The sequence below is a fragment of the Mycolicibacterium sp. SMGY-1XX genome (assembly GCF_059132455.1).
The window spans coordinates 5,675,653-5,690,649 of the sequence record NZ_CP101139.1; the positions used below are offsets into that span (position 1 = coordinate 5,675,653).

Genomic DNA, 14,997 nt, shown 5'->3' on the forward strand with positions numbered 1-14,997 from the left:
TCAGCCCTCGCTCTGGGGCGGCAATTCTTTGATCGCCGCGGGATCGTTGTCGGTCTGCCCGACCTTCGACGCGCCACCCGGGGAGCCGAGTTCGTCGAAGAAGTCGGCGTTCGACTGTGCGTAGCTGCTCCACTCGTCGGGCACATCGTCTTCGTAGAAAATGGCTTCGACGGGGCAAACGGGCTCACAAGCGCCGCAGTCCACGCATTCGTCGGGGTGGATGTACAGCATGCGTGCGCCCTCGTAGATGCAGTCGACCGGGCATTCCTCGATGCACGCCTTGTCTTTGACGTCGACGCAGGGTTGAGCGATCACGTATGTCACGGGGGCTCCTCGTGCTCCTGTCAGTGGTTACTGGGCGGGCTGCTGTCGTTCTCGTTCTAGGTGGGTCTGACCAGTATCCGGAGGCTGAAACCGGACATCTGTGCCAGTGTGCCCTAACTTGCGTGCCCCGATGGACGAGACACGCGTTTACTGATACTAGACGTTGCATATACAAGTTGCGCAACCGACATTCCCGACCGCACGGCACGGCAACTCATTGCATGGGACCGGCGGTACCGCATAGCCTGCGCTGGTGGCTGTCAACCACATCTTTTCCAGTGAGCAGGCCGGGTCGAGTCACGAGCCGGCCCGCCGCTTGAGCGACGCGGCACCGGGAGATTGACGTGCATCCGTACCCCACGTTGTTGTCCCCGTTGGATCTCGGCTTCACCACGTTGCGCAACCGCGTGGTGATGGGCTCCATGCACACCGGCCTGGAGGATCGCGCTCGTGATACCGACCGGCTGGCCGCCTACTTCGCCGAACGCGCCCGCGGCGGCGTCGGCCTGATCATCACGGGCGGGTACGCGCCGAACCGCACCGGCTGGCTGTTGCCCTTCGCCGCGCAACTGGTGTCCTCGGCGGAAGCCCGCAGGCACCAGACGATCACCGCGGCCGTGCACGATGCCGGCGCCAAGATCCTGCTGCAGGTGCTGCACGCGGGACGTTATGCCTACCACCCGTTCTCGGTCAGCGCCTCCTCGATCAAGGCCCCGATCAATCCGTTCCGCCCGCGCGCGCTGCGCGACGTCGACGGCACCATCGACGATTTCGTCCGGTGTGCACTGCTGGCCCGGGCGGCCGGGTATGACGGGGTGGAGATCATGGGCAGTGAGGGCTACCTGCTCAACCAGTTCCTGGCTCCGCGCACCAACAAGCGCACCGACGCCTGGGGCGGTACACCGCGGAACCGGCGCCGCTTCCCGGTGGAGATCGTGCGGCGCACCCGCGCAGCCGTCGGGCCGGATTTCATCCTGTGCTACCGCATGTCCATGGCCGATTATGTGGAGGACGGCCAGAGCTGGGATGAGATCGTCGCGCTGGCAACCGAAGTCGAGTCGGCGGGTGCGACGATCATCAACACCGGAATCGGCTGGCACGAGGCGCGAGTGCCCACCATCGTCACCTCGGTGCCCAACAATGCGTTCGTCGACATCACCCATTCGGTGGCCGCGCACGTGAGCATCCCGGTGATGGCGTCGAACCGCATCAACATGCCCGAGGCCGCCGAACAGATCCTGGTCGACACCGACGTCGCCCTGATCTCGATGGCCCGGCCGCTGCTGTCGGACCCGGACTGGGTGAACAAAGCGATCGCCGGTGCCGCCGATGAGATCAACACCTGCATCGCGTGCAATCAGGCCTGCCTGGATCACGCCTTTGTGCACAAAACGGTGTCCTGCCTGGTGAATCCGCGCGCCGGGCACGAAACCGAACTGACATTGGGGCCGACGCAGCGCGCCCGCTCGATCGCTGTGGTGGGCGCCGGACCCGCCGGGCTGGCCACGGCGGTGGCCGCCGCACAACGTGGGCACCGGGTGACGTTGTTCGACGCCAACGAGTTCCTGGGCGGCCAGTTCGACCTGGCCCGGCGCATTCCCGGCAAAGAGGAGTTCGACCAGACGATTCGCTACTACTCGACCATGCTCGACAAGCACGGCGTCACCACGCGGTTGAGCACCCGGGTCACGGCCGGGGACCTGTCGGGATTCGATGAGGTGGTGCTGGCCACCGGTGTGGCGCCACGGCTTCCGGACATCCCGGGTATCGATCACCCGATGGTGCTCACCTACCCCGAGGCCATCCACGGTGTGCGGCCGATCGGCAACCGTGTCGCGGTGATCGGCGCGGGCGGAATCGGTTTCGACGTCAGCGAATTGCTGACGACGGACCAGTCCCCCACCTTGAACCTCAAGGAATGGAAAGCTGAATGGGGCGCCGGCGATCCCCAGGACGGCCGCGGGGCGTTGGTACCGCCACTGCCCGCTCCGGCGGTCCGCCAGGTGTATCTGCTGCAGCGCACCAAGGGTTCTCAAGGCAAGCGGCTGGGCAAGACCAGCGGCTGGGTTCACCGCGCCTCACTGAAAGCCAAAGGCGTGGAGCAGATTTCCGGAGTGAGCTATGAGCGCATCGACGACGCCGGCCTACACATCAGGATCGGGGGGCAGTCCCGGCTGCTCGCCGTCGACAATGTGGTGGTGTGTGCCGGCCAGGAGTCGGTGCGTGACCTCGACGAGGCCTTGCGCGCCAACGGAATAACCCCGCATGTCATCGGGGGTGCGTCGATGGCGGCCGAGCTCGACGCCAAGCGGGCCATCCGCCAGGGCACCGAACTCGCCGCCCGCCTCTGACCCCAGACCAAACACTCCCCCGCGAGCGCGCGTGTTTGTACGCGAAACGCCGGGCATTTCTGTACCAACACGCGCGCTCGCCGAGGGGATCTCGCGTGGATCAGGCTTGCTTGAGGGCCTCGATCTCGAGGGTGACGGTCACCTTGTCACCGACGACGGCACCGCCGGTCTCCAGCGGCATGTCGATGTCGATGCCGAACTCCTTGCGGTTCAACACCACTGAGGCCTCGAAGCCGGCCACCTCGCCGTGGCCCATCCCGGGGTTCACGCCGTTGAACTCGAGTGCCAGGCTGATCGGCTTGGTGATGCCCTTGAGCGTGAACTCGCCGTCGAGTACGTAGTCGTCGCCCTTGGCCTGTACGCCGGTGGACCGGAAGCTGGCGGTGGGGAACTTCTCGACATCGAAGAAATCGGCGGACTTGAGGTGGGCTTCGCGCTGCTCGTTGCCGGTGTGCAGCGAGTCGACGTCGATTTCGGCGGTCACTGCGGGGGTGCCGTCCTCGGCGATGGTGATGGCACCGCTGAACGCACCGAAGGTGCCGCGGACCTTGCTGACCACGAGGTGGCGGACGGAAAAGCTGATGGACGAGTGCACCGGGTCGATGGCCCAGGTTCCGGCGGTCAGGCCGGTGGCTGCTGCGGTGGTCATGTGGTTCTCCTTCGGCAGGTGGGTGTCGGTCCGTCCGGCGCCCTCGTCGAGTCCAACCGGACCCAGGTCCGAATCTATTCCGGACTATGGTCCACTTTCAAGCCACAGGCCGGCTCACTGGTCTCAGCAGAGCGCGAACGCACGCTTTTGTACGGAAACCGCCGGCGTGTCGCGGGCAGACACGCTCGCTCGGCAGGAGTGAGTGATCAGGCGGCGCGTTCGGCGTAGGTGGTGGTGCGTTGGCGGGCCGGGCGGCCGATGCCCGCGGCGATGGCGACGAGTTCTTCCACCGACTTGGCCGACCCGTTCTCCGAGCCCGCCATCCGCGAGATGGTCTCCTCCATCAACGTGCCGCCCAGATCGTTGGCACCGCCGTTGAGCATCACCTGCGTGCGCTCGACGCCGAGCTTGACCCAGCTGGTCTGGATCGACGGGATCCTGCCGTGCAACATGATCCGGGCCAGCGCGTGCACAGCACGGTTGTCCCGGTGCGTCGGACCCGGGCGGGCGGCACCGGCCAGATACAGCGGAGAGCTCTGGTGCACGAACGGCAACGGCACGAACTCGGTGAACCCACCGGTCTCATCCTGGATCTTGCGCAGGATGTTCAGATGCCCCACCCAGTGCCGCGGGGTGTCGACGTGGCCGTACATCATCGTCGACGACGACTTGAGCCCCACCTGATGCGCGGTGGTCACCACGTCGATCCACATCGACGTCGGCAGCTTGCCCTTGGTGAGCACCCAGCGCACCTCGTCGTCGAGGATCTCAGCGGCGGTACCCGGAATCGAGTCCAGCCCGGCTTCACGCAACTGCGTCAGCCAATCCCGGATCGACGACCCGGCCCGCGTCACACCGTTGGCGATCTCCATCGGTGAGAACGCATGCACGTGCATCGACGGCACCCGCGCCTTGACCGCCCGCACCAGATCGGCGTACCCGGTGACGGGCAGCTCGGGGTCGATACCGCCTTGCATGCAGACTTCGGTGGCGCCGGCGACGTGGGCCTCCCACGCCCGGTCGGCGACCTCGGACGTCGACAGCGAGAAGGCGTCGGCGTCGCCCTTGCGTTGCGCGAACGCGCAGAACCGGCAGCCGGTGTAGCAGATGTTGGTGAAGTTGATGTTGCGATTCACCACGAACGTGACGTCATCACCCACGACGTCCTTGCGCAGCGAATTGGCCAGGGCGGTCACCGCTTCCAACGCAGGACCGTCGGCGGTGGCCAGCGCCAGGTACTCGTCATCGGAGCAGCCGGCGGGGTCGCGTTCGGCCGAGCGCAGCGCCGCGAGCACGTCGGTGTCGATGCGTTCGGGTGCCCGCGCCGCCAGCTCGGACACCTTGTCGCGAATGGACTCCCAATCACCGAAGGCACTGTCGAGGTCCGAGCGGGTCTCGGTGAGCCGGCCTTGCGCGTCGATAGCGGTGTGCAGATCCACCCGGCCCAGGGATTCGGTGGCCTCGTCGGGTTCCTGCCACGGCAGCCCCACGGGGTTGACCTCGCGCGCCCACCCGGTCTCCGGATCGGCCAGGGCATTGACATGGGTGCGCACCCGCGGGTCGATCCACGCCGCACCGGCCTGCACGTAGCGCGGCTGGGCCGTCAGCCGCTGCACCAGGTCATAGCCCGCTTCGGCGGTCACCTGAGCCAGGTCGTCGAGGGCCGGCCACGGCCGTTCGGGATTCACGTGATCCGGTGTCAGGGGTGACACTCCACCCCAGTCGTCGACCCCGGCGCCCAGCAGCGCCAGGCATTCATCCCGCGACACCAGATTCGGTGGCGCCTGCACCCGCATCTTCGGTCCCAGCACCAGTCGGGTGACGGCGATGGTGGCCAGGAAATCGTCGAGACCCGCATCCGGCGTCGAAGCCATAGCGGTGTGGTCCTTGGCCCGGAAGTTCTGCACGATCACTTCTTGGATGTGCCCGAACTCCTTGTGCGACTTGCGAATCGCATGGATGGTCTCAGCACGCTCCTCGAGCGTCTCGCCGATACCGACCAGCAGGCCGGTGGTGAACGGGACCGACAGCCGCCCGGCATCGGTCAGGGTGCGTAGCCTGACCTCGGGGTCTTTGTCCGGCGAGCCATAGTGCGCTTCACCCTTGGTCTCGAACAGCCGCCGCGAGGTGGTCTCGAGCATCATGCCCATCGACGGCGCCACCGGCTTGAGGCGCGACAATTCGGCCCAGCTCATGACACCCGGGTTGAGGTGCGGCAACAGTCCCGTTTCTTCGAGCACCCGGATGGCCATGGCCCGCACGTAGTCCAGCGTGGAGTCATACCCGCGCTCGTCGAGCCATTGCGCAGCCTCGGGCCAGCGCGCCTCCGGCCGGTCACCGAGAGTGAACAGCGCTTCCTTGCATCCCAACTCCGCGCCGCGGCGGGCGATGTCGAGGATCTCGTCGGGTTCGAGATACATCCCTTTACCCTGGGCGCGCAGCCGGCCCGGGACCGTCACGAAGGTGCAGTAATGACAGGTGTCGCGGCACAGATGCGTGACGGGAATGAAGACCTTGCGCGAATAACTGACCGGCAGCCGCCCCGCAGCGCCGCGACGGCCCTCGGATTCCAGGCCGGCATCCCGGACGCGGGCCGCGGACGCACAGAGATCGGCGAGGTCCTCACCCCGGGCCGTCAGCGCGATCGCGGCCTCGTCGACATTGAGAGCCACACCGTCGCGAGCCCGCCGCAGCACCCGGCGCATCGCCGCTGAACTGGGCCTCGCAGCCTCGGACTCACGGGTGGGAAAGGCCGGACTCGGCAGGAAAGTGCCGTGTTGCTGGTTCAGAGCCACTCCTCTGTAACCGCGATGCGATCGCAGTTCATCCTTGGCGTCTCACTATCTGGAACGGGGGCACCAGCCACGACCGCCACAATAGCCCCCGGAAAGCCCCCGGAACCGGCCGGCTGGGACGTGTGTCAACCGCCGGCGACACGCGCATCAGCACTGAAAGCACTGCACAGCGCCTTTCGCCCACGTAAGTTCTTCGCTGGTTGGAGCCTGTCACCTGGGGAGCGGTTATGCGTGTGTCACTTCGTTCGATGCTCATCGCCGGGGTGAGCACCCTGGCTGTGAGCTCTATCGCCGTCGCGCCGGTGCGGCCCGTCCCGGAACAACCGGTGCCCCAGATTTCGGCGCCGGTGCAGCTCACGGCCGCTGTGGCACCGCTGACCCCGACAGATGTGGCGTCGGCACTGACCGAGATCAACGCCATCGCCGACGAACTCGACATGCCCCTGGCCGTCGGGGACGTGGCAGTGCAGAACGCCGCCTCGGACTTCGTCGACTGGGTGTACGAGGGCATCCTCGAGTGGACCGACTACTTTGCTCTGGAACTCGCCCCGTGGGCGCTGGGCTGGATTCCGTTCGGCGGTTACATCTCCGATCAGATCTACGCGCTCTATCCCCCGTTCATCGACTTCACCGACAGCATCGTCTACGACCTGGTGGACCCGGTGCTCAACGATCCGCTGAACCTCGCGGTGTGGGCCGACGGACTCAGTGCGGTCGCCTACACCGCGGTGGCGTCACTGCTCAATGCGGGCATCAACGAGATCAACCTCGTCATCGACTACTTCCTCGGTTGGCTGCCGCCCCTGCCCCCGATCCCGCCGTGGCCGCCGTTCCCCACCGCCGTGGAGGCGAGCCTGGCCGCGCCCACGGATGTCGCCGCGCAGGCGCTGCTGCCCGGCCTGATCGGCGGCCCCGTCACCGCGGTGTCCGATGTGGCCGCGGGCCTGGCGCACAGCCTGGTCAATCTCTGGTACCCACCGTCAGGGGTGGTCGACGGCGGGGTGGGGTTCGTCAGCAATGTGCTCGGCGGATTCTCCTGGCTGCCGCTGGTGGGGGTGGCCGACTTCCAACTCAACGAGGTCTGGGGCCTGATCCACACCGGGGGCAACACACTCGCCGAATTCGCCAACGACCTGATCGACATCGCCAACGATCTGGTGGCCAACACGGTGCAGGACGGCCTGGCCCCCGCCCTGGAGGACGCCTTCTACACGGCGCTGCTCTCGGTGCAGACCCACGGCGGCGCGGCCTTCGACGCCGTCAAGAACTTCACCCTCGATCAGGTGCAGTACCTCACCGGTGTCTGGGTTCCGCACACCACCAGTCCGCGGGTGGACCTGCCGCAGGGCCCGCCCGACGAGATCCGGTTCACCGTTCCCGAGGCGCTGCGCGACGTCCTCGGCCCGCTGGCGGGCCTGGTGCCGTCCGGTCAGCTCGGTTCGGTTCCCCTGCGCACTGATTCGGCCGCCAGCGACGAGGTCGAGACCGTCGTTGCGGACACCACGGACGAGGTCACCGACGCCGAGCCGGAGACCACCGAGCCGGAGACGACGGAGCCGGAGAGCCCCGAGACGACAGAGCCCGAAACGACAGAGCCCGAAACCACCGAACCGGACGAGACGCAGGCCGCCGACGACGGGGACGCCGAGGATGCGCCGCGGGTCGGCAAGCGGGATCGCGCCAGCAGCTACACGTCCGGGAGGGACAAGACCGACGCTGGCGCCACCGACAAGACCGACAAGACCGACGAACCGGCATCCGAGACCTCCGGGGACGACGACTCGGCCACGTCCGCTGATTCGGACACCAGCAAGGACACGAGCGGCTCGGCCGACAGCACGGACTGAGCCGGCTGTCACCGTTTCGGCGGTACCTGCCGGCGTTGACTGCGCACCCAGAGCCAGAACGCCGCGGGCCCGGCGCCGAACAGGATCAGCAGCACTGCCGAATAGGCCAGCACGCCGGTGCCCCCGAACACGATGTCGCCGCCGGGACCGCCGAACGTCAACGCGGCGACCGTCGCCAACCAGGTCCAAAGCGGCACCGCCGCAGCGCGATTCGACGGAGCCCAGTACGCCGCCGCCCAGACCAGCGCCAGGTTGATCGCCCCGGCCACCAACGCGCTGACGGGCAGGGGCACACCCGACACTCGGAACGGAAGCAGCAGGGCCGCGGCGACGGCGCACAACACGCCGTCCACGGCGAGCAGGATCAGTACAACGACCCGTATGGAGGGTTCAGCCGCTCCGAGGTCCCCATCGGACGCGGAGCGGACGGTGCCGGCGGTCAGGTCGGAATGCTGTCCAGCAGGCCGGACAACGACCCGATGACCCACTGCAGATTGTCGAAACGGTCCTGCCAGTGCTGCAGGTTGGGGTCCAGATCCTGGTCCACGGTCGTCCCTTCCGTAGGTGCCGGCTTCGGGGAGCTTACCGCGCACCCGCGGCGCCATGTGCGCAAGTAGTCATTACCCGAATCGACGCCTCCACCTACGCGACTGGGCGGCGGACGGTTGTTTCTGCTGCACAACGCCGTAACTTCAGGCACACAGGTGGCGTTCGACGTGCTTTTCCGGCGAGGCCGTAGAGGGGGCGGCCTCGCCGAATCTCACCCGAACGAAAGGCCTGCCAGAAGGTCGTTCTCCCAGCCTCGATCATCCACCGCGCCTGGGGTCCCCGACACCAGCACGTAGTGCTCTTCGCCGGTGATCGGCAACGCGAGGTCGTTCGACAGCGCGCATGCCCGGCCCGTCGGCCCGACCACCACCTGGGTCGCGTGCGCAGCCAGCGCGGCGACCTTCGCCGACACGGTATCGGTGGCGTCCACGACCGCGGTGATGCGATCGTCGGTGTAGCCGAGCTCACGTTCGTCGAGTCCCAATTGCCAGTGCGGCTGCAGATCTTCCGGGCGCAGCGTGGCGAACGCCGCATCCCACGCGCTGCGCGACATGACGGTCCAATAGAACTTCGGCACCGTCCACGGCTCGCCGGGATACTCGGCGCCGCCGCACGCGGCCACCGCAGCCGTGGTGATCTGGTGCGCGCGGATGTGATCGGGATGTCCGTATCCCCCTGCGGGGTCATACGTGACGACGACGTGAGGCCGCAGGGTCCGCAGGATCTCCACCAAGGCGCCGACGGCTTCGTGCTCATTGGCATCGACGAAGCGGTGCTTACTGGAATTCGGTTCGACGCCGGCCATTCCGGAGTCCCGCCAGCGGCCCGCGCCACCGAGGAACACGGGTGCCTCGACGCCCAGATGCGCCAGGGCAGAAGTCAATTCGTAGATCCGGTAGCCGCCCAGCTGGTCGGCATGGGTGACGGCGAGCTGAGCCCAACGGTCGCCGATCACCTCGCCTTCTTCGCCCAACGTGCACGTCACCACATGGACGCGGGCGCCTTTGGCCGCATAGTGCGCAATGGTGGCACCGTTGTTGAGACTCTCGTCATCGGGGTGGGCGTGCACGAACAACAACCGCGGGGCCTCGTCTGGCTGCATCGGCCCACCCTAGCCTGGCGGCAGATCCCCCGGTCTGCTGCGCTGATCACATCACTCCGCCTACATTCAGGCGGTGAGGCGACGTCACGTCGAATACGGATGCGCTGTCATCGTGATCGGCCTGCTCGCCGGAGTGGCGGGCATGGCCACCACCGTGCTGCTGCACTGGATCGAACACCTGGCCTTCCACTACTCCTTCGGCTCGCTGCTCGACGGTGTGAGCGACAGCAGTCCACTGCGCCGGGTTGCCGGCCCGGTGATCGGTGGCGCACTGGCCGGAGCGGGGTGGTGGCTGTTGCGCCGCCGCACCGCGGTTCCGGAACTCACCGATGTGATCAAGGGAGGCAAACGGATTCCGCGCATCACGCTGTCAGTCGATGCGGGACTGCAGGTGCTGGTCGTCGGCTCCGGCGCCTCGCTGGGCCGCGAAGGTGCACCGCGGCAGTTCTCGGCCGCCCTCGGCGACCTGGGTACGTCCCGGTGGTCACTCACCGCACGCGACCGGGAGATCCTGCTGGCCTGCGCGGCCGGCGCCGGATTGGGTGCGGTCTACAGTGTGCCGCTCGGCGGCGCGTTGTTCGCATCACGAATCCTGTTGCACAGCTGGCACCCTCGGGTGCTCGGGACCGCCTTGCTGACCTCCAGCCTCGGTGTGGCCGTCGCCTCCGCGGTGACTCATGACGCCACTCCCCTGCCGTGGCCCGATCCGGACGTGTCCTATCTGTTGGTGGCCGTCGCGGTGTTGTTGGCGCCCTTGACCTGGGCGGTGGGCAGCGTCTTCAACCGGCTGATGCGGGCGGCACGCCCCGCCCAGCTGCCCACGTCGTGGCTGTTGATACCGGCCATCGCGGGCGCAGGGCTGCTGATCGGAATCTGCTCACACTGGTGGCCCGAGCTGCCAGGCAACGGCAAGAGCATCTTGACGGTGACCCTGAGCAGCGACATGACCCTGGCCGGCGCCGCGGCGATACTGCTACTCAAGCCGCTGCTGACAGCGGCCTACCTCCGGGCCGGCGCGGTGGGCGGACTGTTGACGCCGTCTCTGGCGACGGGTGCGGCCCTGGGGTCTCTGGTCGCGATCACCGTCAACACCTGGACACCGTGGACGCTGAGCGTGCCTGCGATCTCCCTCGCCTGCGCAGCCGCAATTCTGGCCATCACACAACGCGCACCACTGTGGGCCGCACTGTTCGTCTGGGAACTGGCGCGCCCGCCCTGGTGGATTCTTGCCGTGTTCATGGCCGCCGCTGCCGCCGCCTACGGGGTGCACACCCTCGTGAACCGACAGGTTCCGGTTGCTCGCGGTGCGCGGCCGACAGCGGGCACAACGCTAGAAGACGCGTCCTGAAGAGTTAGCTGGACGCTCAGGTTTCGCTAAGTTTCGGTGATTAACCGTTTTACGTTGGCGTCAAACACGTCGTCACCAAGTCGTTATCTAGCTACTACATCGCCGCCCGGAAGCAAAGTGTTACAGCCCAGCTCGCGCACAATAAACGGGTGGGAGATGCCCGCATTCCCCCTGTGCTGGGATCCCTGCGGGCAATCACCAGAATCTCGGCACACCGGTACCCACTTCCCTTTATTCTCAAACCAGCGATTTTCGGGCACTTCAGCAGGGGTCACGACCACAGCTCAACGCCTGATACCCCCGGATCGCGCGACACACCGGCGTCCGACGCGCCGATCAAGACCGCGATCCGATCACCGAGATTCTTACCTAGTCAACGTAATCGCCAGCGAAGTCGCTGGTCGGATGGGCTCGACTGTCATGTCGTTGCCAGAGCGGGCCGCTGGTCGAACCACAGGAGCGTCTCGCGGGTCCGGTATGGCCACACCCGCCACACGACGTCGCCTCAGGCGAATATTATCGCTGACGTCGATCGCAGCTCGGCAGGAAGTTACCCGGAAAGATGGTCTTCCAGCTACTTGCCCAAGGTAAACAACTGCGGGCATCCAGGAAACTGGCAGACGCCGATTGAAGTTTGCCGGCGGGCATAGCCGACTCACAGCTTCCTGTCCAGAGCTACCTTCGGACGCAGGTCGCGCCGAGCAAACTCAACGAGTGTCAAGCGCGCTGCGAGAAAACTCTTCTCGAGATGGGTTTGTTACTCAGTCCATTCTCAGGTAGCTTTTTGCTGCGTCGGGTTCGCTTGATCTCAGCCAGGGGATGTCATGGATATTGCTATTCGGTCGTACTTGACCGCCGGTGTAGCCGTTGTGGGGGCCACCGCCATCACGCTCGCGCCAATCGAGGTTGTGCCGTCGGACCTTGCGCTCCGCGGTGACCGGTTGGTCGCAGTGCTCGAAGATGTCTCACTCTCGTCGTTGGCCGACCTGATCGCCGCCGCCCAGCAGGCGATCGCCCCGGTGGGCGCAGGCGTCGAGACCGGCGCCATCGCCGCCGGTACCGCGATCCGCGACGTGGGCACCGCGTTGAGCGAGACCGTGGCCGCCGGTGTCGCCGGTGGCGGCACCGCCTTCCGCGCCGTGGTCGACGGCCTCCTGGCCGAGGGCAGCACCCTGGCGACCGCGGTCGACTCCGCCATTGCCGCCTTCCCGACTCCGCAAGCCTTCATCGATGCGCTTGTTTCGGCATTCGCCTCCGTCGATCTCAACCTGTCGCTGGCCCTCGAGGTCGCCCTGCAGGCGGTCATCGATCTCGGCATCGGCGCGAACGCGGAAGCCATCGCCGAAGCACTCCTGGCCGCCGGCGCCGATCTGGCCGCCGCGTTCAATGCCGCCGTCGCGAACTTCCCGTCGCCGGCCGCCTTCGCCACCGCCGTGGCCACCGCACTCTCCGGCGCGTTCCCCGCCCTGAGCGGACTGGTGACCGACGGTGGTGAGGCCCTGGCCAACCTGGTCACCACCCTGGCCGCCACGCTGGCTTCCGGAATCGACTTGGGCGGTTCGGCTTTCGACGTCCTGGTGGCAGCCCTGCAGAACGGTGGAAGCGCGCTCGCCGAGGCGTTCTCCGCCGCCATCGCGTCGTTCGCGAACCCGCAGGCCTTCGTCGACGTCTTCCTCGATGTGCTCGCAGCGGTCAACGCACCCCTGGCCGCGGCATTCAACGTCGCGCTGGACGTGGCCCTGAGCCTGGGCTTCGACCTCGATGTCCCGGCCATCGTCGAGGCCCTGCTCACCGCCGGTGGCAACCTCGCCGCCGTCTTCAACCTGGTCCTCGAAGGCTTCCCGACACCGGGCGACCTGATCGCGGCCTTCGGTAACGCGCTCGCCGGCATCCTGCCCGGGTTCGCCGACCTGACCAGCTTCGCGGCCACCGCCATCGCCAACCTGTCAGCCGCACTGTCGGACGTGTTCGCCAACGGTCTGGAGTTCGGCGGCAACGTCCTCGCCGCGATCGTCGACGGCCTGCAGAACGCCGGCAGCCAGCTGTACGCCGCGTTCGCCGCCGCCATCGCCGCCTTCCCGACCCCGCAGCAGTTCATCGACGCCTTCGTCGGTGCGTTCGGTGCCATCAGCGCTCCGTTGGGTGCGGCCCTGGAGCTCGCCCTCGACACCTTCGCGGCCGGTCTCGAAATCCTCAACCCGGCCAACATCGCGCAGGCCTTCGTGAACGCCGGCGCCCAGCTGGCGGGTCTGTTCGAGTCCGTCCTGGAGAGCCTGCCCACGCCCGCCGATGTGGTGGCGGTCATCGGGTCTGCCTTCGGTGCGTTCATCCCCGGCTTCGAGGCCCTGGCCGCAGCGGGTGTCGCCGCGCTCGCCGATCTGTCGGCCGCGCTGACCGCCGCCATCGAAAGCGGTATCGCTCTGGGCGGCACCGGTTTCCAGGCCCTCATCGACGGGCTGACCGATACCGGTAGCGCGCTGTATGCCGCCTTCTCGGCAGCGATCGCCGCGTTCCCGACCCCCCAGCTGTTCCTCGACGCCTTCATCGACGCGTTCGCGGCGATCAACGTGCCGCTGAGCGCTGCGCTGGAACTGGCGCTCGACGCCTTCATCACCGGTGCCGAGATCCTCAACCCGGTGGCCATCGCGGAGGCACTCATCGACGCCGGCGCCGACCTGGCCGCCACCTTCGGCGCGGTGCTGGACGGCTTCCCAACCCCGGCTGAGCTGGTGGCCGCGTTCTCCGACGCTTTCGCCGGCTTCATCCCCGGTGTGGAGTTCATCGCCGCGGCCGCCTCCGCAGCGATCGCCAACCTGTCTGCGGATCTGGCCGGTGTCATCGAGGCCGGTATCGGCTTCGGGGCGCAGGCGTTCGAGTCGCTGATCAACGGCGTCGTGAGCATCAGCGGCGACCTGGCGGCCTCCTTCCAGGCCGTGCTCGAGCTGTTCCCGTCACCGCAGCTGTTCGTCGAGGCGCTCACCAACGCCTTCGGCCAGATCGGCCCCGTGCTGGCCAATCTGGGTGCCAACCTGGTGGCCGGCATCGAGAGCTCCATCCAGTTCGGTGCCGACGCCTTCGCGGCGCTGGGCAACATCTCGGCTGAGATCGGTGCCTCGATCAGCGCGTCGCTGTCGGCGGCTCTGGAGGGCCTGCCGAGCCTGGGCGATGTGGTCGGGGCGGTGGGTACCGTCGGCGAGTCCATCGTCGAGGCAGCCAACTACACCGGTGCCACCATCCAGGCGGCCATCAACAACTTCAGCGAGGTGGCCACCGCCGTCGTCGTCGCCTTCCGCGACACCACGGCCACGGCGATCGCCAACGGCCAGAACTCGCTGGAGGCACTGGTCACCGGAATCACCGCCGCTGCAGCGCAGCTCGCCGCCGGGTTCAACTTCGGTGTCGGTGTCGATGTGGATGCCGACGTCGACGTCGAGGCCGGTGCGGGCGCTTCCTCGACGGACGTGTCCAGCGCCTCGGGTCTCGGGGTCGGCCAGGTCTTCACTCTGGCCACGCCGGGCGCTCCCGCCAAGACCGCCACCGAGGAGACGGCCGCGGCCACACCGGTGGCCGAGCCCGCCGCCGAGGAGACGGCGACCCCGGGCAGCGAGGAAGCGGTGAAGACACCGATCGAGCAGGCCCAGGCCGGCTTCGATGCGCTCGGCAAGCAGATCACCGACGGGTTCGACCAGACCCGTCAGCAGATCGAGAGCAGCCTGGCCGGTGTGCGCGAGAACGTCGAGAACGCCCTCGGTGTCAAGCAGCCCGCAGCCTCCGAATCCGACAGCGAGAGCGCCGATCCCGCCGCCGGCGGCAGCGCTGACTCCAAGTCGGATGCGAAGGACGACGCCAAGACCGACACCAAGAAGGACGACGCGAAGAGCGACACCAAGAAGGACGACACCAAGAAGGACAAGTCCGACAGCGATTCGGCTTCCAGCAAGCCGGCATCCAGCGACAAGTCCGACAGCAAGTCCAGCTCCAGCGACAAGTCCGACAGCAAGAAGTCGGACTCCAGCTCCGAGTGATCGACGA

9 protein-coding genes are annotated in these 14,997 nt (G+C 67.2%); 4 read left to right on the top strand and 5 right to left on the bottom strand.

From position 1 onward, the window contains the following. Positions 1 to 324, bottom strand: coding sequence for a ferredoxin (fdxA, locus tag NL241_RS27110; RefSeq protein ID WP_487697038.1), 324 nt, complete (start codon positions 322 to 324; stop codon positions 1 to 3). A gap of 338 nt (positions 325 to 662) precedes the next feature. Between fdxA and NL241_RS27115 the strand changes: the two genes are divergently transcribed. Next, positions 663 to 2,675: an FAD-dependent oxidoreductase gene (locus tag NL241_RS27115; RefSeq protein ID WP_494398397.1), complete on the top strand. Its 2,013-nt coding sequence runs from the start codon at positions 663 to 665 to the stop codon at positions 2,673 to 2,675. A 100-nt stretch (positions 2,676 to 2,775) separates the two neighbouring features. Here NL241_RS27115 and NL241_RS27120 read toward each other — a convergent pair whose 3' ends face one another. Both NL241_RS27120 and NL241_RS27125 read right to left on the bottom strand, forming a co-directional pair. Further along, entirely contained in the window at positions 2,776 to 3,324 is a 549-nt protein-coding gene (locus NL241_RS27120) for a YceI family protein (RefSeq protein ID WP_487697036.1), read from the bottom strand. A gap of 206 nt (positions 3,325 to 3,530) precedes the next feature. Then, positions 3,531 to 6,119 (bottom strand): bifunctional FO biosynthesis protein CofGH, encoded by a 2,589-nt coding sequence (locus NL241_RS27125; RefSeq protein WP_494395540.1) that lies wholly within the window; start codon positions 6,117 to 6,119, stop codon positions 3,531 to 3,533. A gap of 227 nt (positions 6,120 to 6,346) precedes the next feature. On the opposite strand from NL241_RS27125, the gene NL241_RS27130 reads away from it, so the two are divergent. Continuing rightward, a complete protein-coding gene (locus NL241_RS27130; protein WP_494395541.1) occupies positions 6,347 to 7,966 on the top strand; it encodes a hypothetical protein in 1,620 nt (539 codons plus the stop codon). 8 nt (positions 7,967 to 7,974) lie between these two features. Here NL241_RS27130 and NL241_RS27135 read toward each other — a convergent pair whose 3' ends face one another. Together NL241_RS27135 and mshB are read right to left on the bottom strand one after the other, a co-directional pair. Further along, the gene (locus NL241_RS27135; RefSeq protein ID WP_487692993.1) at positions 7,975 to 8,454 is read right to left on the bottom strand and encodes a hypothetical protein; all 480 of its coding nucleotides are present in this window, start codon (positions 8,452 to 8,454) and stop codon (positions 7,975 to 7,977) included. 272 nt (positions 8,455 to 8,726) lie between these two features. Further along, positions 8,727 to 9,617: an N-acetyl-1-D-myo-inositol-2-amino-2-deoxy-alpha-D-glucopyranoside deacetylase gene (mshB, locus tag NL241_RS27140; protein WP_487692992.1), complete on the bottom strand. Its 891-nt coding sequence runs from the start codon at positions 9,615 to 9,617 to the stop codon at positions 8,727 to 8,729. Positions 9,618 to 9,690: 73 nt separating this feature from the next. On the opposite strand from mshB, the gene NL241_RS27145 reads away from it, so the two are divergent. After that, positions 9,691 to 10,965 carry a chloride channel protein gene (locus tag NL241_RS27145; RefSeq protein WP_494395542.1) on the top strand — a complete coding sequence of 425 codons (1,275 nt, stop codon included), beginning with the start codon at positions 9,691 to 9,693 and terminating at the stop codon, positions 10,963 to 10,965. 824 nt (positions 10,966 to 11,789) lie between these two features. Then, on the top strand, positions 11,790 to 14,990 hold the full coding sequence (locus NL241_RS27150) for a hypothetical protein (RefSeq protein WP_487692990.1): 3,201 nt from the start codon (positions 11,790 to 11,792) through the stop codon (positions 14,988 to 14,990). The last annotated feature ends 7 nt before the right edge of the window (positions 14,991 to 14,997 follow it).